Origin of the sequence: Vibrio fluvialis (genome assembly GCF_900460245.1) — a bacterium.
GTDB lineage: Bacteria > Pseudomonadota > Gammaproteobacteria > Enterobacterales > Vibrionaceae > Vibrio > Vibrio fluvialis.
Window position 1 is genome coordinate 552,153 of sequence record NZ_UHIP01000001.1, and the last position, 20,425, is coordinate 572,577.

Here is a 20,425-nt window from a genome sequence, read left to right on the forward strand (position 1 = left end):
TGCATAACCCAGCTTCGGCTGGGTTATTTTTTTCCAGCCAGTTCCGGCTGCCCGTGAAGCTCAGGCACTATACTCAAAGCATAGTTGCGGCATCAGGAGGCATTATGGAACTTCATCAACATGGTATGGCTGAACTGTTTGATCAGTTGGGGCTGGGCAGTTCATCGCGCGAAATCGAACATTTTATTGCATCGCACCGTCATCACCGTGATACCACACCGCTGCATAAAGCCAGCTTCTGGACAGATGCGCAGGCCAGTTTTTTGCGTCAGGCCATTGAAGAAGATGCAGACTGGGCAGAGCTGGTGGATCAGCTGGATGTCATGCTGCGTAAATAGCAGGCTGTCATCTGTCTTTGCAAACGGTCCTATCGCTTATATACTGTTTTTTTAAACAGTGGTTGAGTGAGTGGGCAATGTCAGAGCGGATCAGAAAGATTATCCATATTGATATGGACTGCTTTTACGCGGCCGTTGAGATGCGTGACAACCCGGAGTATCGAGGTCGGCCTATGGCAGTCGGCGGCCATGAAAAACAGCGTGGCGTGCTCAGTACCTGTAACTACGAAGCGCGAAAGTTTGGTATTCGTTCAGCGATGCCGACCGCGCAAGCGATCAAATTATGTCCGGGACTGCTGGTTGTGCCGGGGCGTATGTCAGTCTATAAGTCCGTTTCGCGTGAGATTCACGCCATTTTTCAGCGCTACACCGATATTATCGAACCGTTGTCCCTGGACGAAGCCTTTCTCGATGTTACTGAGGCTACCGCCTGTCATGGCAGCGCGACACTGATTGCGGAAGCCATTCGACGTGACATCTGGAATGAACTGCAACTGACCGCGTCTGCGGGCGTTGCGCCAGTCAAGTTTCTGGCCAAAGTGGCCTCCGATATCAATAAACCCAATGGTCTGTATGTTGTGACGCCGGATGAAGTGCAGAGCGTGGTCGACAAACTGCCGCTGGGGAAAATTCCCGGGGTCGGCAAAGTGAGTCTGGAGAAGCTCAATCAGGCAGGCTTTTTTCTGTGTGAGGACATTAAGAACAGTGACTATCGGGAACTGCTGCGCCGCTTTGGCCGATTAGGGGCATCATTGTGGAAGAAGAGTCAGGGCATTGATAATCGCGAAGTGATTACGGAGCGTGAACGAAAATCGGTCGGAGTTGAGCGTACGTTCAGTGAAAATATCTCAACTTACGAAGAGTGTTGGCAGGTCATCGAACAACGTTTGTATCCCGAGTTGGATGAGCGATTAACCCGGGCGTCACCGGAGCGGGCAATCATCAAACAGGGTATCAAAGTCAAGTTTGCTGATTTTCAGCAAACCACCATTGAACATATTCATCCTGAGTTGGAACTGGAAGACTTCAAAACCTTGTTGGCAGAAGTGCTGAAACGTCAGAAAGGACGTGAGATTCGCCTGCTTGGCCTCAACGTGATGCTTAAGCCAGAGGAGCAGATTCGTCAGCTGAGCTTTTTTTAAACGCTTGCGATCTGACGATTCTGCCCCTATTCTGCGCATCAGCCAGCTAAATGGTCGATGGCGAATCAATAACTGACAAGCCGTTAACTTAGCGAGACGCAGTTTTGGGTATGGTTAGCCTCGTCCTGTACTAACAACATGATATCAGTGCAAGATTGCCCTCTAGTGGGCGGTAACGGCACTTATCGAACTCAACGCTTGGCCAATTGCGCCCACTTTGTTTGGAGAGAGCTCAATGTCACAGACCGGAATGATGATGAAAAAACTAGTTTTAGTAACCTCTTTACTGTGCAGTACCTCATTATGGGCGGCACAATGCCAACAGGTGGACGTGAAGAACGAAATTCATCTCAGTGGCTCGAATGTAGAAATTCATGCTGCTAACGGACAAACTGCCGTGATGGATCAGAATAACAACCTCTACTTGTCCGGTGAAAAGCAGTCTCTGACGCCTCAACAGCAGCAAGCTGTAGAGTCGTACCGTGAGAGTCTGGCGAATGCTTTACCGAAAGCGCGTCAGGTAGCCAGTGATGGTTTGGCAATGGCAAACGATATTCTAGATGATGTGGCTGCCAGTATTGATTCGCCTCAGGCATTTGACAGCGTGAAGCAGAACCTGAAAGCGTTTGTGGCGGATATCGAAGCCCGCTATAACAAGAACGGCGACTGGGTACTGCCTGCAGATACGTTTGAATCGATGAGCCAACAATGGCAGCAGGATTTTGATAAAGCTCGCGCCCTGTTTACCCAGGAGTTCCTGACGGGGGCGTTTGATGCGATTGCCACCAAGATGAAAAAAGACGGCGGTATCAATCTGACCGAATTGGGCAATACCATGGCTGACCTCAAGACTCGCTTGGAAGAGCGTTTCAATGAACACTCGCAAACCATTGAGAAAGAGCGCCGGGAATTGTGCGATTCGCTGGACGACGTGGTTGAACAAGAACAGAAACTCCATCAAAAAATTCCTGAACTTAAGAACTATCAAGTTTTTACCATCTAAACTGAAAAGAGCGCTTCGGCGCTCTTTTTCATCGTCCTGAACAATTAGCAAAGGTGCCATGACTCTCTCCAATATCAGTTTACGTTCGTTAACTGCGCTGACTGCACTGGCGGTGGTTGCCTGCTTTGTGGCTTTTTATCTCGCCTTCAAATACTTCTGGTCGTTTGACCGTGAGCTTGAGCACGCACGCCAGTTGCAACTGGCCGAGACTAAGCGCGTGGAAACCATCATTGCACTGGAGAAGCAGGAAATGGGCGCTTCCATGGCTGACTACGCGGCCTGGAATGATATGGCGGATTACATTGCCCATCCCAATCCTGAATTCATCGACGACAGCATCGGTATTCATGCATTTCAGTCGAAAGCTCTGGATGGTATTTTTATTTTTACCCCGCAGGAAAAGTTGGTGTGGGGTATGAAGTATGATTTTGAGCAGAGTAGAGTGGGTGATTACCAACCCTTCGTCCCTTACTTTCCGATTATATTGAGTGAGCCGAAACGGTCCCGCAGCGATTATGTGGAAGCGTCGGTGCGTTTTGTGGTGGTGGGGCAGGAGCCGTATCTGGCCGCGACCTCGCGCGTGTGTAATAGCGAAGGTTCGGGCTGTGATAAAGGTTATCTGATTTTCGTCAAGAAAGTGCGCAGCCAGTTCGCCAGCGTCATTGAACAGGCCACTGGCATCGATATTGATGTGTTGAGCCGCGCGCCGTTTGCACCAATGCCCAAACACGAACCCAATATCAGCTATCTGGAAAAGCTCGACTTCAGCGGTCACTCCAGCGTACTTATCAAACTGGTGCACAAGGTTAAGCTGCCGACTTTTATTCGAACGGATGAAATTGTCGCCTTGATGACGTTTTCAGTGCTGATGTATTTCATCAACCTGCTGGTGGTCGATTCGCTGGTTCGCCCCATCACGGATGCCAACCGAGTGTTGGAGCGATTCAAACTTTCGGGTGGCAAAATCCCGGATGAACATTTTTTTGTTTCACGAGAAATGAAAGCGTTCGCTCGGACCATCAACCAAATTTTTTCCGAGCTGGAGCAAAGCCGGGAGGAGCTGCGCTGGCAGTCTGAACACGATCCACTGACCCGTATTTCCAATCGGCGTAAACTGGAAAGTGAGCTCACCAGTTTCATTGTGGAGCAGCAATATCCTTGGATCGTGCTGTATCTGATCGATGTGGATTATTTCAAACTTTACAATGATCACTATGGCCATCTCGAAGGCGATCGCGCGCTAAAACGAGTGGCAAACGCACTTGATCAGGTCTCTTTTGCCGGAGCGAAGGTCGTGGCTCGCTTTGGGGGCGAAGAGTTTTGTGTGGTGCTGGCGAGCGACAACGAACTGGATCCACATCAGTTCGCGTTACAGATGATGAGCTATGTCGATCAGTTGGCGATCGAGCATAGCGTCTCGCCACTCAAACCAACCCTGTCGATCAGTATCGGCGGAGTAAGGGCGTGTAAGCCGGGTCGAGAAACCTATCAGTTACTGTTTCACGAGGCGGATCAAGCCTTGTATCAGGCCAAAGAGCTGGGACGAGCTCAGTACGTGATTACCGACTTTTGTTCAAAAGATGAACAGAATAACCATGTAAATTAACATTTACGATATAACTTCCCGTCATTCTCGTGTTTATCCGGCAAACCATCCTATTACTCATTGAGTATTTTGTTGGTTTGTATTAGTGTACTAGCCAACTAGTTTGATGATATGTGTGAGTGGTAATGGCACAGAATAATACCCGTGAAACTTTTGGCTCTCGCCTTGGGTTCATTTTAGCCGCAGCAGGCGCGGCAGTTGGCCTTGGTAACATCTGGGGCTTTCCGACACAGGCGGCCAGCAATGGTGGTGGCGCGTTCTTGTTGGTCTATCTGGTTCTGATTTTCGTCGTCGCTTTCCCGATGCTGGTCGTCGAAATGGCCATTGGCCGTTATGGTCAGGCTAACCCGGTCGATAGTATGCGTTCGCTGACGGGCAATGCGTTTGCCAAACGTATTGGTGGTCTGGTGGGCTGGATTGGTCTGAGTGTACCGAGTGCCGTACTGGCGTTTTATAGCATTGTGGGTGGCTGGATCATCTGTTTCATGCTGGGCGCAGTGACGGATATCATCGGTCTGGAAAGCGCCACAGCGTGGTTAAAAGGCTTTTCGGTAGAACGTAACCTTCTTGGTACTCTCATTTTTTACGTTCTGACTATTCTGATTGTGCAAGGTGGCGTTAAGCAGGGGATCGAAAAATGGTCGACACGGCTGATGCCTGCGCTGTTCGTGCTGTTCGGAGTGTTGTTCATCTATATCATGATGCAGCAAGGAGCGATGGAAGGTCTGCAGCATTATCTGGTACCGGATTTTGAGAAAGTCTGGGATCGCAAACTGATTCTGGCGGCTATGGGGCAGGGATTCTTCTCTCTGACCATTGGTGGCTGTTCGATGCTTATTTATGGTTCATACCTGAGTAAGAAAGAGAACCTGCCAAAGATGGCGATGAACGTGACTTTGGTCGATACCGGTGTGGCGTTTATTGCGGGTCTGGTGGTGATGCCTGCGATGTTTGTCGCGATGCACAAAGGCGTACAAATTTATGCGGAAGATGGTTCACTGCTCAGCTCCGATACCTTGGTATTTACGGTTCTGCCGCTCATGTTTGATAGCCTTGGGCTGTTTGGCCAGCTGTTTTCGATTGTCTTCTTCCTGCTGCTGACGATTGCTGCGCTGACGTCGTCGATTTCGATGTTGGAGTGCCCGGTGGCTTTGGTCGGCGAGCGCTTTAATACCAAACGTACGCCAACCAGCTGGGTATTGGGTGGCGTAATTGCACTGTTCAGCGTGGTGATTGTTTACAACTTCGGAGCACTGTTTGGCTTGGTAGCAACAACGGCAACGCAGTATCTGCAACCTACCGCCGCACTGATGTTCTGTCTGTTCGGTGGCTGGGTATGGAACCGCAACGCTAAGTTTAAAGAGCTGGAGCAGGGCTTCCCAGAATTTACGCAAAGCCTGTTTGGTAAAATCTGGCCTTGGTATGTACGCTTTGTGTGTCCATTGCTGGTGGCCGCAGTTATCTGGGCTTCATTTGGTTAAGCTCTGGTAACAGCAATAAAAAAGCCCCCGTTGATCGGGGGCTTTTTGCTATCTCGGATCCATCAGGCTGGTGATGGTGGCATCAACTGACCAGTGGTCAGTGGTTCCAAATCGGTGTCGATAACTTCCTCAATAAAGTCGCCCACCACTTGTTCCACCATATCATCACGCTGGCTGAAGTAGGCCAGATGGAACACGGCATCGCCTTCGTTTACCAGTGGCAGCGTTTGCTGGCCAATTACGATGCCGCCTTTGTTGGCTTTGATTTCCACTTCGACGTTACCCAGTGGCGAGTTGATGTAAGCCAGGACCTGACCACGTTCAACGCGGTCGCCAAGTGAGACGACGGTGCGCAAGATACCATCGGCTTCGGCACGCAGCCAACTGGTGGATTTTGCAATCACCGATGTTGGTAGCTTTTTCCGGCTGACACGCATCATGCCGATCGCCTGCATCACGCGTTTAATACCGACGATGCCGGCGCTGATGGCAATCGGTTCAAAGCGTAACGCTTCACCCGCCTCGTAAGTCAGGACCGTAATCCCCGATTTTTCCGCCTCACTGCGCAGCGAGCCGTTACGCAGCGGCGAATCCAGGATCACGGGCGTCGCAAATGCCTGAGCAACACGCAGCGTTTCCGGGTTACTCAGGTCGGCGCGAATCTGTGGCAGGTTAGTGCGATGAATCGCGCCAGTGTGCAGATCGATGATGTAATCACAGTTGAGGGCTACCTGAGAGAAGAAGGTGTGCGCCATACGCGAGGCGAGCGAACCTTTCTCACTGCCGGGAAAGCAGCGGTTGAGATCGCGGCGGTCCGGCAGATAACGGGATTTATGAATAAAGCCGAACACGTTGACGATCGGGACCGTGATCAGGGTACCTTTAAGCTTTTTCGGATCGATGAGGTTGATGAGCTGGCGAACAATTTCGACGCCGTTGAGCTCGTCACCGTGGATAGCGGCGTTGACCATCAGCACTGGGCCAGGGGCCGAGCCATGAATGATTTCAACGGGAATAGAAAGCGGTGAGTGGGTGTAGAGTTTGGCTGATTCCAGCTCTATGACTTTTTTGCTTCCTGGGGGAATGGACTCCCCCAGAAACTGATACGGTTTATTCTTGCTATTAACCTTTGCCACGGGTTCGGGTCCTTTTACTGGCCGCATTCTTCTCAATAAATTCGACAATCAATCCTGCGATGTCTTTACCGGTCGCTGCTTCGATGCCTTCCAGGCCCGGTGAGGAGTTTACTTCCATCACCAGTGGACCACGATCTGAGCGCAGCAGGTCAACACCCGCGACGTTCAGGCCCATTGCTTTGGCGGCTTCGATTGCGGTTTTGCGTTCTTGTGGAGTAATTTTTACCAGCGAGGCGGTACCGCCACGGTGAAGGTTGGAACGGAATTCCCCTTCAGCGCCCTGACGTTTCATCGCGGCAATCACTTTATCACCAATCACAAAACAACGGATGTCTGCGCCACCTGCTTCTTTAATGTATTCCTGAACCATGATGTTGGCTTTCAGGCCCATAAAGGCTTCGATAACACTTTCCGCTGCTTTGCGGGTTTCCGCTAACACTACACCGATGCCTTGGGTGCCTTCAAGCAGTTTAATCACCACCGGAGCACCGCCCACCATGTCGAGTAAGTCTTTGACATCATCAGGTTTGCTGGCAAAACCGGTGATCGGCATACCGATGCCTTTGCGTGATAGCAATTGCATCGAACGCAGCTTGTCACGCGAACGGCTGATGGCGACCGATTCGTTGGCTGGGTACACGCCCATCATCTCGAACTGACGCAGAACCGCCGTACCGTAGAAGGTCACTGATGCACCGATACGAGGAATCACGGCATCAAAGCCCGCAAGCTCTTCACCTTTGAAGTGAATCTCGGGCTTATCTGAATTGATATTCATATAGCAGCGTAATGCATCGATCACTTTAACTTCGTGCCCGCGTTGCTTACATGCTTCAATCAATCGCTTGGTTGAATACAACGAAGAATTACGCGACAGAATACCAATTTTCATTATCTAGGCTCCTCGAAAGGGATTAAAAACGACTCAGTTGGGTCGACAACAATTCTGTGGTGCATGGCAGTGCGGCCCAATAGCATGCGAAACGCCATGTTTTCCCTGTTGGTGAGCGTGATCTCTGCTGACCAGGTTTCGCCGCCGAGAGAGAGGTCTGATTTGATCACAAATCGCGTCTCTTCGTGGCCACCGGAATCGCGGACCGTACGCTCGTCCACCACTTCTGCTTCACACACAGTGACTTTATCTACATTATGTTGCAAGGGATGGATCCAAAAACGAACCCAAAGAGCCTCTTCTTTGGTAAAGCTCTCTACCTTGAATGCGTGCAAGCAAGACGTTCGGGCTCCGGTATCGATTTTTGCATTAATTTTATCAATACCTAACCCTGGAAGGCTGAGTGTTTCTCGCCATCCGACAATCATTTTTTCTTTCATCGCAATTTCATTAGTTTGAGAATTTCAGATACTGCTCAGGAATTTACCCGAAAGAGTTGGGCTTAAGCAGCATCCCCGATACAACTTCATAATGGAGTTATCGCTTGAATAGAGTTTGGTGAATAACTCTGGGAACTTCAAGGACGCGAACTCTAGCAGCGAACAATAAATTCAATCTAATGAATTAAATTTTTCGTGTCGACAAAAATTATTGATAGTTTAGCAAAACAAAGCCGGGGTTTGGCCCCGGCTTTTTGATTACGCTTTAGCCGGAATATTTTCCAGCAAAGCAATCATTTGCTCCCAGAACAGACCGACCGTGTCGATCTTCACTTTCTCATCCGGAGAGTGCGGGAATTTGATGGTTGGGCCGAACGAAACCATGTCCATTTCTGGGTATGGCTTCTTAAACAGACCACATTCAAGGCCTGCGTGGATCACCATGATATTTGGTTTATGGCCGTAAATGCCTTCATACATATCGCGGAAGATGTGCATGATTTCTGAATCGGCATCCGGTTTCCAGCCCGGGTAAGCACCAGAAAACACAATATCCGCGCCTGCCAGTTCAGCAACAGACGTCAGCATGCTTTCCACTTGGCTGCGGCCAGAGTCGATCAGTGAACGAATCAGACACAACACTTTAATCTGCTGTTCGTCTGTGGTGATCACACCCACGTTCAGTGAGGTTTCTACCACACCTTCGATGTCATCACTCATGCGGATCACGCCGTTCGGGCAAGCATTCAGTGCCGCAATAACGCGTTGCTGGTCCGCCAGTGCAAAGACGCCCAGAGCCGCTTCTTTCGCTTCGTTGAACGTCACCAGATTGGTTTCCACTCGGCCAAGTTCGGCTTTCAGCAGCTCAGTGTAAGTGGTGAACAGTTCATCTAGTTTGGTTTGATTGTCGGCAGGAATCGCCACGGTGACGAATGCTTCACGCGGGATTGCGTTGCGCAGGCTGCCGCCGCGGAATTCAATCAGACGCAGATCCAGCTCTTGCGCATGGCCCGCAAGGAAACGCGCAATCAGCTTGTTGGCGTTGCCACGACCAGTGTGAATGTCACAACCTGAGTGGCCACCTTTGAGCCCTTTCAGGGTCAGTTGACGAGTCACGTAACCCGCTGGCAGTGCTTCGCGCTGAATATCAAAGGTTAATGCACCGTCCACGCCGCCAGCGCAGCCCATGTAGACTTCGCCTTCCTGTTCAGAGTCGGTGTTTAGCAGGATCTCACCTTCCAGCCAGCCGGCTTCCAAACCGAATGCGCCTGTCATGCCCGCTTCTTCATCAATGGTCAGCAGCACTTCGAGTGGACCGTGCTTGATCTCTGTGGATGCCAGTACCGCCAGACAGGTCGCCATGCCGATGCCGTTGTCTGCGCCCAAAGTGGTGCCTTTGGCGGTGACCCATTCGCCATCAATGTATGGCTGAATCGGATCTTTAGCGAAGTCATGATCTGTGTCTTCATTCTTTTGTGGAACCATATCGATGTGCGCTTGCAGCACGACCGCTTTTTTATGTTCCATACCCGGGGTAGCTGGTTTTTTGATGAAAACGTTGCCGGTTGGATCGCGGCGAACATCCAGCCCTTGTTCTTTGGCCCAGCCAATAATGTATTGCGCCAAAGCTTCTTCGTGTTTTGAAGGGTGTGGAATTGAGCAAATCTTATCGAAAAACTGCCACACAGGGGCAGGTGATAACTTGCTGATTTCAGAATGGAATTCAGACACAGATAACTCCTTTTGTGTAATATTTCCCGATCATTGATAGGTGTTTGACGCTATTTTTAGAGAAATAGACTGTGATCGGGCTATGACATAGTGACGGTCAACAGCATACCATTATGCGCAAGTGGGGAGTAGCGCATTTACGGATCAATAGTTTTCCATTTATCACACTTTGAGGATCATCGTGGTAACCTTGTTCACACTAAATGCAATCAATTGCGCCTTATTGGTAATTTTATTAAAAAACAAGCTGAGTTTTTTGTAATTTAATTACCAAATTAACCTGACATGGATCAATTAATTGGATTTATGTGATTTTTATCACCAAAAGTATTGTAATAAAATTTCTTGGTGGTATATTTGTAACCAACTTCGAAAGCGAAGAAAAAATGCTCAAAGGATGAGTCCGATTTATCGCCTCCAGGGAACCGAGAAATCAATCAAGAATGTATGGTTTTAATGGTGATAGTTATGAATAAAGGTTTATCTTCTGTAATGTTCTGGAAAAACAAATCTGTGTTTACCGGCAGCTTTACATACCCGTCAAGCTTTGGCTACTAAGCGATAGCTTGCAACTTGAACAGTTTTGTTCACCCCTATATTGGAATTTATTTTTAATCAAATTTGGTTAATATGATTCACCGCCACCTGTATTCAGGTGGCGTTTTTTTATCTCCGCGATCCGGAAAAAACCACCAATCAGCGAACGATCCGCGCCTCGCCGATAAAGTATCCTTCTTCATCAAAACGTTTGATCTCGCCCTGTTCACTGACGATCGTGATGTAACGAATGTCGGAAAACTGCCAGTTACGCCACTGATAGACAAACTTGTCATTCTCAACCCACCAGTAACCTTCATCCACGTCGTTAGGACGATCGGAAATGCCGATCAGCTTGCCGTCGGCCTGCAGAGTAATCCGGTAGGGAATGTTAAAGCAGTCTTTGGTCAGGAGTGTCTGATTGGTAAACAATGTGCGGATTTGTTGCCCGTTGAGCGGGACGGATTCGCAATCCTCTAGCCGTTCATTAGGCAGTACCTGCTTGGCGATACGCGCCAGTTGCTTGATGCCTTCACGAATGTTTTCGGTACGAATCGACTGGAAGCTGAGCCGAAAACTGTTGTTCTTGTGATCGCAGCAGTAGTACTTGGCGCCATTGTTGATCAGGATGCCTTGCTCTTCTGCCAGCCGTTCAAAACGCTCGGCATCAAAACCCTGTTTGTATTCGATCCAAAATGCGGTGCCTGCCAGCGAAGCGACGGCACCGGATTGCGGAAAGTAATAGTTCATCGCTTTTTCCATTGTCAGCCACTTATCGCGGTAGCGCTTGAGCAGCTTTTGCGCCAACACATCGTAATAGCCAAGGCTGAGAAACAGTGCCAGCGTCTGGCAGTTGCTTTTCGGCGGCAGGCTGTGGGTGCGCACCTGAAGCGATTTGATTTGTGCGATGAGCGGTTCGGCGGCAACGATAAAACCGATACGCAGTCCCGGAGCGATGCTCGAGGTAAAACTGGAGATATAAATGATGCGCTCGCTGTGATATTCGCAGCGCAGTGGCGGGCAACTGTCTTCAATAAAGCTGACGTCGTGTTCAAAGTCATCTTCGATGACCAGAAAATCGTGCTGCTCGGCCATGGCCATCAGCGCTTTGCGCCGCTCCGATGACATGCGCACCGTGGTGGGAAATTGGTTGCTCGGCGTGGTGTACACCACATGACACGCCGCCAGCCGCTCGTCCACGACCAATCCCTGACGGTCGACTTCGATTGGCAGCACGTTGGCACGCCGTGCCTGAAACTGATGCAGCGCTTCCGGATAACCGGGGTTTTCCATCGCGACCGTACTCTGTTTGGAGACCAGCAATTTGGCCAGATAATAGAGGCTATTCTGGCAGCCAAGTGTGATAGCGATATTGTCTTTGGAGACAAAAATACCGCGCTTGGTCAGCACGCGGGTGCGAATTTGTTCAATCAGCTCTTCGTAGTCGTGATCATTGGAAGTCCAGCTGCGATGGTTGCTTTTATTGAGTGACTGAATGCTGCATTTACGCCATTCCGACACCGGAAACAGGTCTTCGTCGACAATGCCGTTGACGAACAAATAAGGGTAGTCGCTGAGATCTTTGACGACGACATCCGAGCGGGTGTGTTCGGTATTCAGGTAGTTAAACCAGTCCAGAGCGCCGCTGCTGGCGGGGGAGGGCGAAGTCGAATTGGTCGCCGGAGCGCTCAGTTCCAGTTGCGGATTGACGTAGTAGCCTTTACGTTCAATCGGCACCAACACTCCTTCCTCGGCGAGCTGTTCGTAGACCCGCAAAATAGTATTGCGCGAGACCTTGAGTTTTTCCGCCAGACGACGGGATGACATGATGCTGGTTTGCTTGGGCACAAATCCGGCAAAGATGGCTTTCGCGATGTCGCTTTTAATTTGATCCTGTAGCGTACGCGAATCCTGGGGGTCGATATGAATAAATTGATACAGCATAGCTTTCCTGCACATCAAACAGTCGAATCCGATGAGTACCAACGAAGGGGGAGCGAAAAGAGATGTGCATGACTGCACATCTCCTTGGGAAATCGTTGACGCTCAGATTAACGACTGCAGTTCCGTTTTTATAATATCCAGGCCTTTCGTGATCAGCTCTGACTCAATGGTCAGCGGTGGAAGGAAACGAATTACGTTTGCCTTAACACCACATGAGAGCAAGATCACACCTTGGTGATGACACTTTAATACCAATTGTTTGGTCAGGTCTGCAAGTGGCTGGCCAGTGGTTGGATCATTGAGTTCCATCGCAATCATGGCGCCGACCTGACGAATATCCCCGATTTGCGGGATCGCTTTCTGCATTTCGATCAAGCTTTCTTTAAATTGCAGACCGACGTGTTGCGCTTTCTCACACAGATTTTCGTCTTTGATGATCTTAATCACTTCCAGCGCGGCGCGGCAGGCTAAGGGAGAACCGGCGTATGTGCCACCGATGCCGCCCGGCGTCGCTGAGTCCATGATCTCCGCTTTGCCGACCACACCGGATAGCGGGAAGCCACCGGCAATCCCTTTCGCCATGGTGATCAAATCTGGCTTGGCGTCGAAGTATTCACACGCAAACAGTTTGCCTGTGCGGGCAAAACCAGTTTGAATTTCATCACAGATCATCACGATGCCGTGTTGGTCACACAGTTCGCGAATCGCGCTGACCCAGGCGTTCGGTGCTTGGTAGAAACCGCCTTCACCCTGAATCGGTTCAAAAATGATCGCGGCAACACGTGATGGCTCGATGTCGCAGGCAAACAGGTCCTGAATCGCATTGAGGCTCTGCTCTTGGCTGATGCCGTGGTACGCATTTGGGTAAGGCACGTGATAGATTTCGTTCGGGAACGGGCCAAAGCCGATTTTGTACGGTGCGGTTTTGCCCGTCAGGCCCATACACAGGTTTGTACGACCATGGAAACCGCCTTTAAAGGCAATCACGCCGCTACGGCCGGTGTAAGCGCGCGCAAATTTGATCGCATTTTCCACCGCTTCCGCGCCAGTCGTTACAAATGCGGCTTTCTTGTCGAAATTACCCGGAGCAATGTCGACCACGTTCTCAGCCAGTTCGACAAAACTGGTGTAAGGGGTCACCATGGAACAAGTGTGACTGAATTGCTCCAGTTGCTCTTTTACCGCTGCGACGATGCGTGGGTGTGAGTGGCCGGTGTTGTTGACCGCGATACCTGCGGCAAAATCGATGTACTGCTTACCTTCAATGTCGGTGATCAGCGCGTTTTCTGCTTTCGCTGCGTAGATAGGTGCCAGGTTAGCCATGCCTTTCGCGACGACTTTTTCCTTGCGACTTTGCCATTCCGTATTTGTCATGTTTGCGTGTCCTTGTGGTTACGTTCGGCGGCTTAAAAGCCACCGAAGCAGAGGTATTTGATGTTGAGGTATTCGTCGATGCCTTGTTTGGCGCCTTCGCGGCCAAAACCGGACTGCTTCACGCCGCCAAATGGCGCGACTTCGTTGGAAATCAGCCCTTCGTTGATACCGACCATGCCGTATTCCAGTTTTTCAGCGATGTGGAAAGCGCGGTGAATATTGTTGGTGTAGAAGTAGCTGGCGAGGCCATAAATGGTGTCATTGGCACAGCTCACCAGTTCCTCATCATGAGAGAAACGTACGATTGGCGCGACCGGGCCAAACAGCTCAGTCTGGACAATGTCCATCTCCTGCGTCACGTTGGTCAGTACGGTCGGCTCAACAAACAGTCCGCCAGCCGATTTTCCGCCCAGCGCAATGCTGGCGCCTTGTTCGACCGCGGTGTTGATGTAACCGAGCACACTGTTTTTGGCTTTGATGTCAATCAGCGGACCGATATTGACGCCGGTTTCAAGGCCGTTGCCTATTTTCAGCTCGGCAACGGCAGCAACAAATTTAGTCACGAACTCGTCATACACCGCATCCTGCACATAGAAACGGTTGGCGCACACGCAGGTTTGACCGGCGTTACGGAATTTCGAGGCAATGGCCCCTTGCACCGCGGCATCAATGTCGGCGTCATCAAACACGATAAACGGTGCGTTGCCGCCCAGCTCCATCGACGTGCGTTTGATGGTGCCCGCGCATTGGGTAATCAGGTGGCGGCCCACTTGAGTCGACCCGGTGAACGACAGCTTTTTGATGTCCTCGTGAGTGCAGAAAATATCGCCAACCGCGACCGATGAATGGTTGTTGAGCACAATCAGCAGATCTTGAGGCAGCCCCGCCTGATAGGCCAGCTCGGCGGTCGCATAAGCCGACAGCGGTGTTTGGTTGGCAGGCTTGACGATGAAGCTGCAACCAGCGGCCAGCGCAGGCGCGGCCTTGCGGGTGATCATCGCAATCGGGAAGTTCCATGGCGTGATGGCGGCGGCGACACCAATCGGTTGTTTCACGGTCAGCAGACGTTTATTACCAGCCGGTGACGGAATGGTATCGCCATAGGTACGTTTGCCTTCTTCGGCAAACCACTGAATGAATGAGGCGCCGTACATCACTTCCCCTTTGGCTTCAGCCAGAGGTTTACCCTGTTCGAGTGTCATGATGCGTGCCAGATCGTCGGCGTTATCCAGCATCAAGTCGTACCAACGCTTGAGAATCACTGAGCGCTCAGCTGCACTTTTTTCCTGCCAAACAAGCTGTGCCTGTTTCGAACGGGCAATCAGTTCATGAATGGTTTGCGTATCCAGCGACGGAATGTAGGCCAGAATCTCATCGGTGGCGGGGTTTAGTACCGCAATCGCGTCATCACTGGCGGCGCAGGTCGCATTCAGCAGAGTTTTGTTAACAATGTGCTCCATATTTGTGTCTCTTTTGTAGGCTGTTGATTGCATGTTAGACACAAAAAGTGGGTCGCACTGAGTACCAGTTGGTCACAAACGTTGGTACCAGAACGGCAAGCCTGGCTGGTACCATAACAACTTCGCGACTGGCACTATCGCATTCCTTTTCCGTTCTTCATATTGAGTCGGGAAACAAATCAATAACAAAAGTGTAACGATGCAGGAAGAGGAATTTCTATGTTAAGTGTAAAGGGAACCAAGCTGGCGAAAGCCGTTCTGGCCGCGGCTGTCGGGGTCAGTGCACTGATGTGTTCGACCGCGACCATGGCCGCGCAGTACAACTGGCGTTTCGCGAACTTATACGGCCGTGGCACCGCGTTTGGTGAGGTGTATGAAGACCTGGCAAAAAATATTGAGACCATGTCTAACGGCCGCATTGCGGTGCAGGTGCTGTACTCCGGTGAAGGCGTCGGGACCAGCGGTATTCTGAATGCGGTGAAATCGGGTCTGATCACTATGGGCGCACCGTTTCAGCCAATGCATGCCGGTGAATTCCCGGCGGGCGTGGTAGAAGTCGGCCTGCCGGGCGGTACGTCGGATGTGGCTGAACTGACCACGCTGTTCCACGACAAAGGCTGGGGAAAAATTCTTAAAGAAGCGTACGGTTCGCAAGGCCTCGAATGGCTGGATCCTTACATTCAGCCACCGGTTTACATCATCACCAAACAGCCCATCAATTCGATTGCCGATTTCAAAGGCCTGAAGATTCGTGCGCCAGGCGCGTACGGCAAGTTCCTGCGCAATCTGGGGGCATCTCCGGTTTCTCTGGCGTGGAGCGAAATTTACACCTCGCTGGCGACGGGTGTTATCGATGGATCAATCGGGTCGAACATGATTGACCACCGCGATGGTAACCACGTTGAAGTGGCGAAATACATGTACCCGGTGCCACTGGCGGGCGCGCAGGTTCTGCCAATCATTGTTAATAAGAAAGAGTGGATCAAACTGCCTGCCGACTTGCAGGCAATCGTGAAAGCGGCAACGGCGGCGCACGCTCAGGAACAGATGTCGAAATCAAAACTGTGGGAATCGCAAGCGGTGGCAGACATGGAGGCCAAAGGCCTGCAATGGAGCCCGCAGCCTTCAGAAGCGGATCTGAAAGCGTGGAAAGAAGCGGGCATGTCACTGGCGAAAGAGTACGCAGCGGAAGACAAGTACTCGAAGCAGCTGGTGGATATTCTCGAGCAACAATAATGGACGACGCAGGTGAACCCGTTTGGGTTCGCCTGTTTTTATAGGGAGATTTCTATGCTTGAAGCCATTTTACTGAGGTATTGCCAGTTCACGAAATACGTCGTCAGTCTGATTGGACGCTCAGTGTCGTATTTGCTTCCCGTGCTTGCCGCGATCGTATTCTACGAAGTGTTTGCCCGTTACGTGCTGAACCGCCCGACTATCTGGGGCTATGACACATCGCTGTTTTTGTTTGGCTACATTGCGGCATTAGGCGGCGCGTATGCTCAGCAACGCGAAGCGCACATTAACGTCGATATTATTCACGCCAAAGTGTCGGAAAAAACACGCCGCATTTTTGATGTACTGACCAGCATTCTGGCGATGGGCTTCTTGGCCGTGATGGCTAAAACCTGTGGCGGCATGTTCATCGAAAGTGTCGAATTTAACTACAAAACCCAGAGTGAATGGGCTCCGGCCATGCATCACTTCTGGCTGATGATTACCGTCTCTGCGGTGATTTTTATTGCCCAGCATTCTACGGAGCTGATTGCCAATCTGTTCTTTTTGATCAAAGGCCGCGAATTGAATGGTGAGGTTCACCAGCACGTCAATCTGACTGAGCAGCCATTTAAGGTCGATAACGACCAGCTGGATTCCGTTTTTGACAAGGAGAGCCCAAATGGGAATTGAGATGTTAACCCTGCTTCTGTTGGGTTGTATCCTGACCGCGTTCGTTCTTGGTGCCCAGGTTGGTCTGGCGCTGGGTGGGATCGCAATGGGTGTCGGTTATCTGGTGTGGGGGGAGTCGCTGTTTAATATTATTCCGACTACCGTCGAGAGCACCTTCTTTAACTTTATTTTGCTGGCGATCCCGCTCTATATCTACATGGGACAGATTTTGACGCGTTCCGGGATCGGCGATGCCATGTTTAATGCCAGCCAACTGGCTATCGGCCGTGTGCGAGGATCGCTGGCGATCAGCGTGATCGGCGTATGTTCGATGATCGGTGCCATGGTAGGGATCATTGGTGCGGGCATCATGACCTCCAGTTCGATTGCGCTCAAACCTATGCTTGAACGTGGCTACGATAAGAAGCTGGCGCTTGGGGTTATTATGGCGGGCGGCTCACTGGGCATTCTGATTCCGCCGAGCATTCCGATGATCATGTTCGCGTCGTCCACTCAGAACTCGGTCGGCAAGATGTTTCTCGGCGCGATGGTACCCGCGCTGATTACCATCGTGCTGCTAATAAGTTATGTGGTGATCAGCTGTAAGCTGCGTCCGGAACGTGCGCCGATGGATATCGATAATGACATCGAAGTGCCTAAAGGCTATGAGCTGTTTAAAACCATTCGTGATGGCGCTTCATCATTTGCTCTGATTGTGGTGGTACTCGGCAGCATCATTGCCGGGATTGCGACGCCAACCGAATCCGGCGCGCTGGGCGTGATGGGGGCGATTCTGCTCTCGATTCTGTTTAAGCGTTTTAAACCGGAATTGCTGATGCGTTCTGGCATGCAAACCGCCATGCTGGTGAGTGTCGCGATGTGGATTATTCTCGGGGCGTCGGTGTTCAGTAATTTCCATCTGTTGATGGGCATTCAGGGCATGGTCTCGGGCTTTACTCAGAATCTCGATCTGCCGCCGATTGTGATCATCATGATGTTCCAGGTCATTATGCTGCTGCTCGGTTTTATCATTGATGAATTCATTATTGTGCTGATGTGCGCGCCGATATTTACTCCGGTGGCCGTGTCGCTCGGCTATGACCCCATCTGGTTCGGCGTATTGATGATTCTCAACATTGTGATTGCGGTGCAGACGCCGCCCTATGGGTTTGCGCTGTTCTACCTCAAAGGCATCGCGCCGAAAGGGGTCACGATGATGGATCTGTATAAATCCGTCACCCCATTCATCATGGTGCAATTTGTGGTTTTGGTGATCTGTATGCTGTTCCCGGATCTGGTCACCTGGTTGCCTAATAAGGTGATGAATTCCTAATCCAGTCGATGGTACGCTTCTGATATTCACAACCTCTCTCTGATGTGCAGCCAAGCAAAAGGGAGAGGTTGTTCTCATTTCTGAACTCTCATTCAAGTCGGTTAATTTCTAGTCGAAACGCCTGCCATTTATGTGTAACCGTGCATAGTTCTTTCTTAGTTTCTGCAAAATCGATGCAAATTCCGTCTGGAATTTGTGATTTGATAACTTTATAATCTGCGCCCAATCGATTACGCAACCGTTTACTTTTTACCTTTATTAGGATTCGAACATGCTGGAAAGGCTATTCAAACTCAGTGAAAATGGCACCAACGTGCGCACTGAGATCATTGCAGGGGTCACCACCTTCCTGACAATGGCATACATTATTTTCGTTAACCCAGCGATTCTTTCAGATGCCGGAATGGATCGTGGTGCAGTCTTTGTTGCTACCTGTCTGGCAGCGGCGGTTGGCTGTTTCATCATGGGTCTGATCGCGAACTACCCAATTGCACAAGCTCCGGGTATGGGCCTGAACGCATTCTTCACTTATGTGGTTGTGCTGGGCATGGGTTACACCTGGCAGGTGGCACTGGCGGCGGTATTCTGCTCGGGTGTGCTGTTCATTCTGCTGAGCCTGTTTAAGATTCGTGAGTGGATCATTAACTCGATTCCAATGTCACTCAGAACGGGTATCTCTGCGGGTATCGGTCTGTTCCTGGCGTTCATCGCGCTGAAAAATGCCGGTATCGTGGTAGACAACCCAGCGACTCTGGTTTCTCTGGGTGCGATTACTTCTCTGCCTGCGGTACTGGGAGCTCTGGGCTTCTTCCTGACCATCGCGTTGGTACACCGCGGCGTGAAAGGCGCGGTAATGATTGCCATTCTGTCGATCACCGCTCTGGGCCTGATTTTCGGTGACGTGCAGTGGGGCGGCGTGATGTCGGCTCCGCCAAGCATCGCACCGACGTTCATGCAACTGGATTTCTCTTCTGTGTTTGAAGTAGGTATGATTTCAGTCGTGTTTGCCTTCCTGTTCGTTGACCTGTTTGATACGGCGGGTACGTTGGTTGGTGTGGCAACGAAAGCGGGCCTTATTGGTGAAGACGGCAAGATTCCACGTCTGAACCGCGCGCTGCTGGCTGACTCAACCGCGACTTCTGTGGGTGCTCTGCTGGGTACGTCAAACACCACTTCTTACGTAGAAAGTGTGTCTGGTGTCGCGGCGGGTGGCCGTACCGGTCTGACCGCAGTTGTGGTTGGTATTTTGTTCCTACTTGCATTATTCTTCTCGCCATTAGCGGGTATGATCCCAGCCTACGCAACATCAGGTGCGCTGTTCTATGTCGCAATTCTGATGCTTTCAGGCCTAGTCAGCATTGACTGGCGTGATCTGACAGAAGCGGCCCCGACGGTGGTAACCTGTCTTCTGATGCCACTGACTTTCTCAATTGCAGAAGGTATTTCAATGGGCTTCATCGCGTACGCGCTGATTAAGCTTCTGAGTGGCAAAGGTCGCAACGTATCACTCAGCGTCTGGGTGATGGCGATCATCTTTGCAGTCAAATACATTCTTGCCGCGTAACACTGGCAAAAAACATTTCCAAACTTTAGGTCTATAACAATGAGTAGAAAATTCGTTATCACTTGGGACAATATGCAGAAGTACTGCCGTGAACTGGCTGAACTTCAAATGCCTGCAGAACAATGGAAAGGTATCCTGGGTGTAAGCCGTGGTGGCCTGGTACCAGCTGCGATTCTGGCTCGCGAACTGGGTATTCGTTACGTGGATACCGTGTGTATCTCGAGCTACGACCACGATCATCAGCGTGACATGAGCGTTCTGAAAGCGCCTGAGCACGATGGCGAAGGTTTCCTGATTGTTGATGACCTGGTAGACAGTGGTGATACTGCACGTAAAATTCGTGAAATGTACCCGAAAGCTAAGTTTGTGACTGTATGCGCGAAGCCTGCAGGTCGTGACCTGGTGGATCAGTACGTTGTTGATATCCCGCAAGATACTTGGATTGAACAGCCTTGGGACATGGTGTTGTCTTACGTTGAACCCGTCAACCGTAAACAAAAATAAACCGTGATTCTCAACTTTATTTGATAATGGCCCTGTATAGGGCCATTTTTTTT

18 protein-coding genes are annotated in these 20,425 nt (G+C 50.7%); 11 read left to right on the forward strand and 7 right to left on the reverse strand.

Annotation, left to right across the window (positions count from 1 at the left end):
* The first annotated feature begins 104 nt into the window (after positions 1 to 104).
* From DYA43_RS02565 to DYA43_RS02585, 5 genes are all read left to right on the forward strand, one after another.
* The gene (locus DYA43_RS02565; RefSeq protein ID WP_020331625.1) at positions 105 to 338 is read left to right on the forward strand and encodes a DUF2789 domain-containing protein; all 234 of its coding nucleotides are present in this window, start codon (positions 105 to 107) and stop codon (positions 336 to 338) included.
* 77 nt (positions 339 to 415) lie between these two features.
* Positions 416 to 1,480 (forward strand): DNA polymerase IV, encoded by a 1,065-nt coding sequence (gene dinB, locus DYA43_RS02570; RefSeq protein ID WP_080650565.1) that lies wholly within the window; start codon positions 416 to 418, stop codon positions 1,478 to 1,480.
* A gap of 256 nt (positions 1,481 to 1,736) precedes the next feature.
* Positions 1,737 to 2,483 carry a YggN family protein gene (locus DYA43_RS02575; protein ID WP_061057184.1) on the forward strand — a complete coding sequence of 249 codons (747 nt, stop codon included), beginning with the start codon at positions 1,737 to 1,739 and terminating at the stop codon, positions 2,481 to 2,483.
* Between the two features lie 58 nt (positions 2,484 to 2,541).
* Positions 2,542 to 4,089: a sensor domain-containing diguanylate cyclase gene (locus tag DYA43_RS02580; protein WP_061056195.1), complete on the forward strand. Its 1,548-nt coding sequence runs from the start codon at positions 2,542 to 2,544 to the stop codon at positions 4,087 to 4,089.
* A gap of 125 nt (positions 4,090 to 4,214) precedes the next feature.
* Complete coding sequence (locus tag DYA43_RS02585; RefSeq protein WP_032080577.1) at positions 4,215 to 5,570, forward strand: sodium-dependent transporter; 1,356 nt, start codon at positions 4,215 to 4,217, stop codon at positions 5,568 to 5,570.
* Between the two features lie 62 nt (positions 5,571 to 5,632).
* Here the strand turns inward: DYA43_RS02585 and DYA43_RS02590 are convergent, their stop codons facing one another.
* From DYA43_RS02590 to DYA43_RS02605, 4 genes are all read right to left on the reverse strand, one after another.
* Positions 5,633 to 6,733 carry a succinylglutamate desuccinylase/aspartoacylase family protein gene (locus DYA43_RS02590; RefSeq protein ID WP_104408469.1) on the reverse strand — a complete coding sequence of 367 codons (1,101 nt, stop codon included), beginning with the start codon at positions 6,731 to 6,733 and terminating at the stop codon, positions 5,633 to 5,635.
* Complete coding sequence (rimK, locus tag DYA43_RS02595) at positions 6,693 to 7,598, reverse strand: 30S ribosomal protein S6--L-glutamate ligase (RefSeq protein WP_020331632.1); 906 nt, start codon at positions 7,596 to 7,598, stop codon at positions 6,693 to 6,695. Before rimK ends, DYA43_RS02590 begins: the two co-directional genes overlap by 41 nt.
* On the reverse strand, positions 7,598 to 8,038 hold the full coding sequence (locus DYA43_RS02600) for an ATP-dependent zinc protease family protein (protein ID WP_020331633.1): 441 nt from the start codon (positions 8,036 to 8,038) through the stop codon (positions 7,598 to 7,600). The genes rimK and DYA43_RS02600 overlap by 1 nt, the downstream gene beginning before the upstream one ends.
* 258 nt (positions 8,039 to 8,296) lie before the next feature.
* On the reverse strand, positions 8,297 to 9,769 hold the full coding sequence (locus DYA43_RS02605) for an aminoacyl-histidine dipeptidase (protein ID WP_020331634.1): 1,473 nt from the start codon (positions 9,767 to 9,769) through the stop codon (positions 8,297 to 8,299).
* 468 nt (positions 9,770 to 10,237) lie between these two features.
* On the opposite strand from DYA43_RS02605, the gene vcdP reads away from it, so the two are divergent.
* The gene (gene vcdP, locus DYA43_RS23340; protein WP_481146076.1) at positions 10,238 to 10,327 is read left to right on the forward strand and encodes a small protein VcdP; all 90 of its coding nucleotides are present in this window, start codon (positions 10,238 to 10,240) and stop codon (positions 10,325 to 10,327) included.
* Between the two features lie 138 nt (positions 10,328 to 10,465).
* Here the strand turns inward: vcdP and DYA43_RS02610 are convergent, their stop codons facing one another.
* The 3 genes from DYA43_RS02610 to DYA43_RS02620 form a co-directional block, all read right to left on the reverse strand.
* Positions 10,466 to 12,250 carry an aminotransferase-like domain-containing protein gene (locus tag DYA43_RS02610; protein ID WP_061056196.1) on the reverse strand — a complete coding sequence of 595 codons (1,785 nt, stop codon included), beginning with the start codon at positions 12,248 to 12,250 and terminating at the stop codon, positions 10,466 to 10,468.
* A gap of 102 nt (positions 12,251 to 12,352) precedes the next feature.
* A complete protein-coding gene (gabT, locus tag DYA43_RS02615) occupies positions 12,353 to 13,624 on the reverse strand; it encodes a 4-aminobutyrate--2-oxoglutarate transaminase (RefSeq protein WP_020431946.1) in 1,272 nt (423 codons plus the stop codon).
* Between the two features lie 32 nt (positions 13,625 to 13,656).
* Complete coding sequence (locus tag DYA43_RS02620) at positions 13,657 to 15,084, reverse strand: NAD-dependent succinate-semialdehyde dehydrogenase (RefSeq protein ID WP_061056197.1); 1,428 nt, start codon at positions 15,082 to 15,084, stop codon at positions 13,657 to 13,659.
* Positions 15,085 to 15,303: 219 nt separating this feature from the next.
* Here DYA43_RS02620 and DYA43_RS02625 point away from each other — a divergent pair, with 219 nt between their 5' ends.
* The 5 genes from DYA43_RS02625 to gpt all read left to right on the forward strand — a co-directional run bounded on the left by DYA43_RS02625 (position 15,304) and on the right by gpt (position 20,372).
* Positions 15,304 to 16,320 (forward strand): TRAP transporter substrate-binding protein, encoded by a 1,017-nt coding sequence (locus DYA43_RS02625; protein WP_061056198.1) that lies wholly within the window; start codon positions 15,304 to 15,306, stop codon positions 16,318 to 16,320.
* A gap of 54 nt (positions 16,321 to 16,374) precedes the next feature.
* The gene (locus DYA43_RS02630; protein WP_061056199.1) at positions 16,375 to 16,992 is read left to right on the forward strand and encodes a TRAP transporter small permease subunit; all 618 of its coding nucleotides are present in this window, start codon (positions 16,375 to 16,377) and stop codon (positions 16,990 to 16,992) included.
* A complete protein-coding gene (locus DYA43_RS02635) occupies positions 16,982 to 18,304 on the forward strand; it encodes a TRAP transporter large permease (protein ID WP_020431940.1) in 1,323 nt (440 codons plus the stop codon). Before DYA43_RS02630 ends, DYA43_RS02635 begins: the two co-directional genes overlap by 11 nt.
* Before the next feature lie 271 nt (positions 18,305 to 18,575).
* Positions 18,576 to 19,868 carry an NCS2 family permease gene (locus DYA43_RS02640; protein WP_020331643.1) on the forward strand — a complete coding sequence of 431 codons (1,293 nt, stop codon included), beginning with the start codon at positions 18,576 to 18,578 and terminating at the stop codon, positions 19,866 to 19,868.
* 39 nt (positions 19,869 to 19,907) lie between these two features.
* A complete protein-coding gene (gpt, locus tag DYA43_RS02645; protein ID WP_020331644.1) occupies positions 19,908 to 20,372 on the forward strand; it encodes a xanthine phosphoribosyltransferase in 465 nt (154 codons plus the stop codon).
* Positions 20,373 to 20,425: the final 53 nt, after the last annotated feature.

Coding starts and splice junctions, on each gene's coding strand:
- DYA43_RS02565 (WP_020331625.1), top strand. CDS start 105: ATGGAACTTCATCAACATGGTATGGCTGAACTGTTTGATCAGTTGGGG.
- dinB (WP_080650565.1), top strand. CDS start 416: ATGTCAGAGCGGATCAGAAAGATTATCCATATTGATATGGACTGCTTT.
- DYA43_RS02575 (WP_061057184.1), top strand. CDS start 1,737: ATGAAAAAACTAGTTTTAGTAACCTCTTTACTGTGCAGTACCTCATTA.
- DYA43_RS02580 (WP_061056195.1), top strand. CDS start 2,542: ATGACTCTCTCCAATATCAGTTTACGTTCGTTAACTGCGCTGACTGCA.
- DYA43_RS02585 (WP_032080577.1), top strand. CDS start 4,215: ATGGCACAGAATAATACCCGTGAAACTTTTGGCTCTCGCCTTGGGTTC.
- DYA43_RS02590 (WP_104408469.1), bottom strand. CDS start 6,733: ATGCGGCCAGTAAAAGGACCCGAACCCGTGGCAAAGGTTAATAGCAAG.
- rimK (WP_020331632.1), bottom strand. CDS start 7,598: ATGAAAATTGGTATTCTGTCGCGTAATTCTTCGTTGTATTCAACCAAG.
- DYA43_RS02600 (WP_020331633.1), bottom strand. CDS start 8,038: ATGAAAGAAAAAATGATTGTCGGATGGCGAGAAACACTCAGCCTTCCA.
- vcdP (WP_481146076.1), top strand. CDS start 10,238: ATGAATAAAGGTTTATCTTCTGTAATGTTCTGGAAAAACAAATCTGTG.
- DYA43_RS02610 (WP_061056196.1), bottom strand. CDS start 12,250: ATGCTGTATCAATTTATTCATATCGACCCCCAGGATTCGCGTACGCTA.
- gabT (WP_020431946.1), bottom strand. CDS start 13,624: ATGACAAATACGGAATGGCAAAGTCGCAAGGAAAAAGTCGTCGCGAAA.
- DYA43_RS02620 (WP_061056197.1), bottom strand. CDS start 15,084: ATGGAGCACATTGTTAACAAAACTCTGCTGAATGCGACCTGCGCCGCC.
- DYA43_RS02625 (WP_061056198.1), top strand. CDS start 15,304: ATGTTAAGTGTAAAGGGAACCAAGCTGGCGAAAGCCGTTCTGGCCGCG.
- DYA43_RS02630 (WP_061056199.1), top strand. CDS start 16,375: ATGCTTGAAGCCATTTTACTGAGGTATTGCCAGTTCACGAAATACGTC.
- DYA43_RS02635 (WP_020431940.1), top strand. CDS start 16,982: ATGGGAATTGAGATGTTAACCCTGCTTCTGTTGGGTTGTATCCTGACC.
- DYA43_RS02640 (WP_020331643.1), top strand. CDS start 18,576: ATGCTGGAAAGGCTATTCAAACTCAGTGAAAATGGCACCAACGTGCGC.
- gpt (WP_020331644.1), top strand. CDS start 19,908: ATGAGTAGAAAATTCGTTATCACTTGGGACAATATGCAGAAGTACTGC.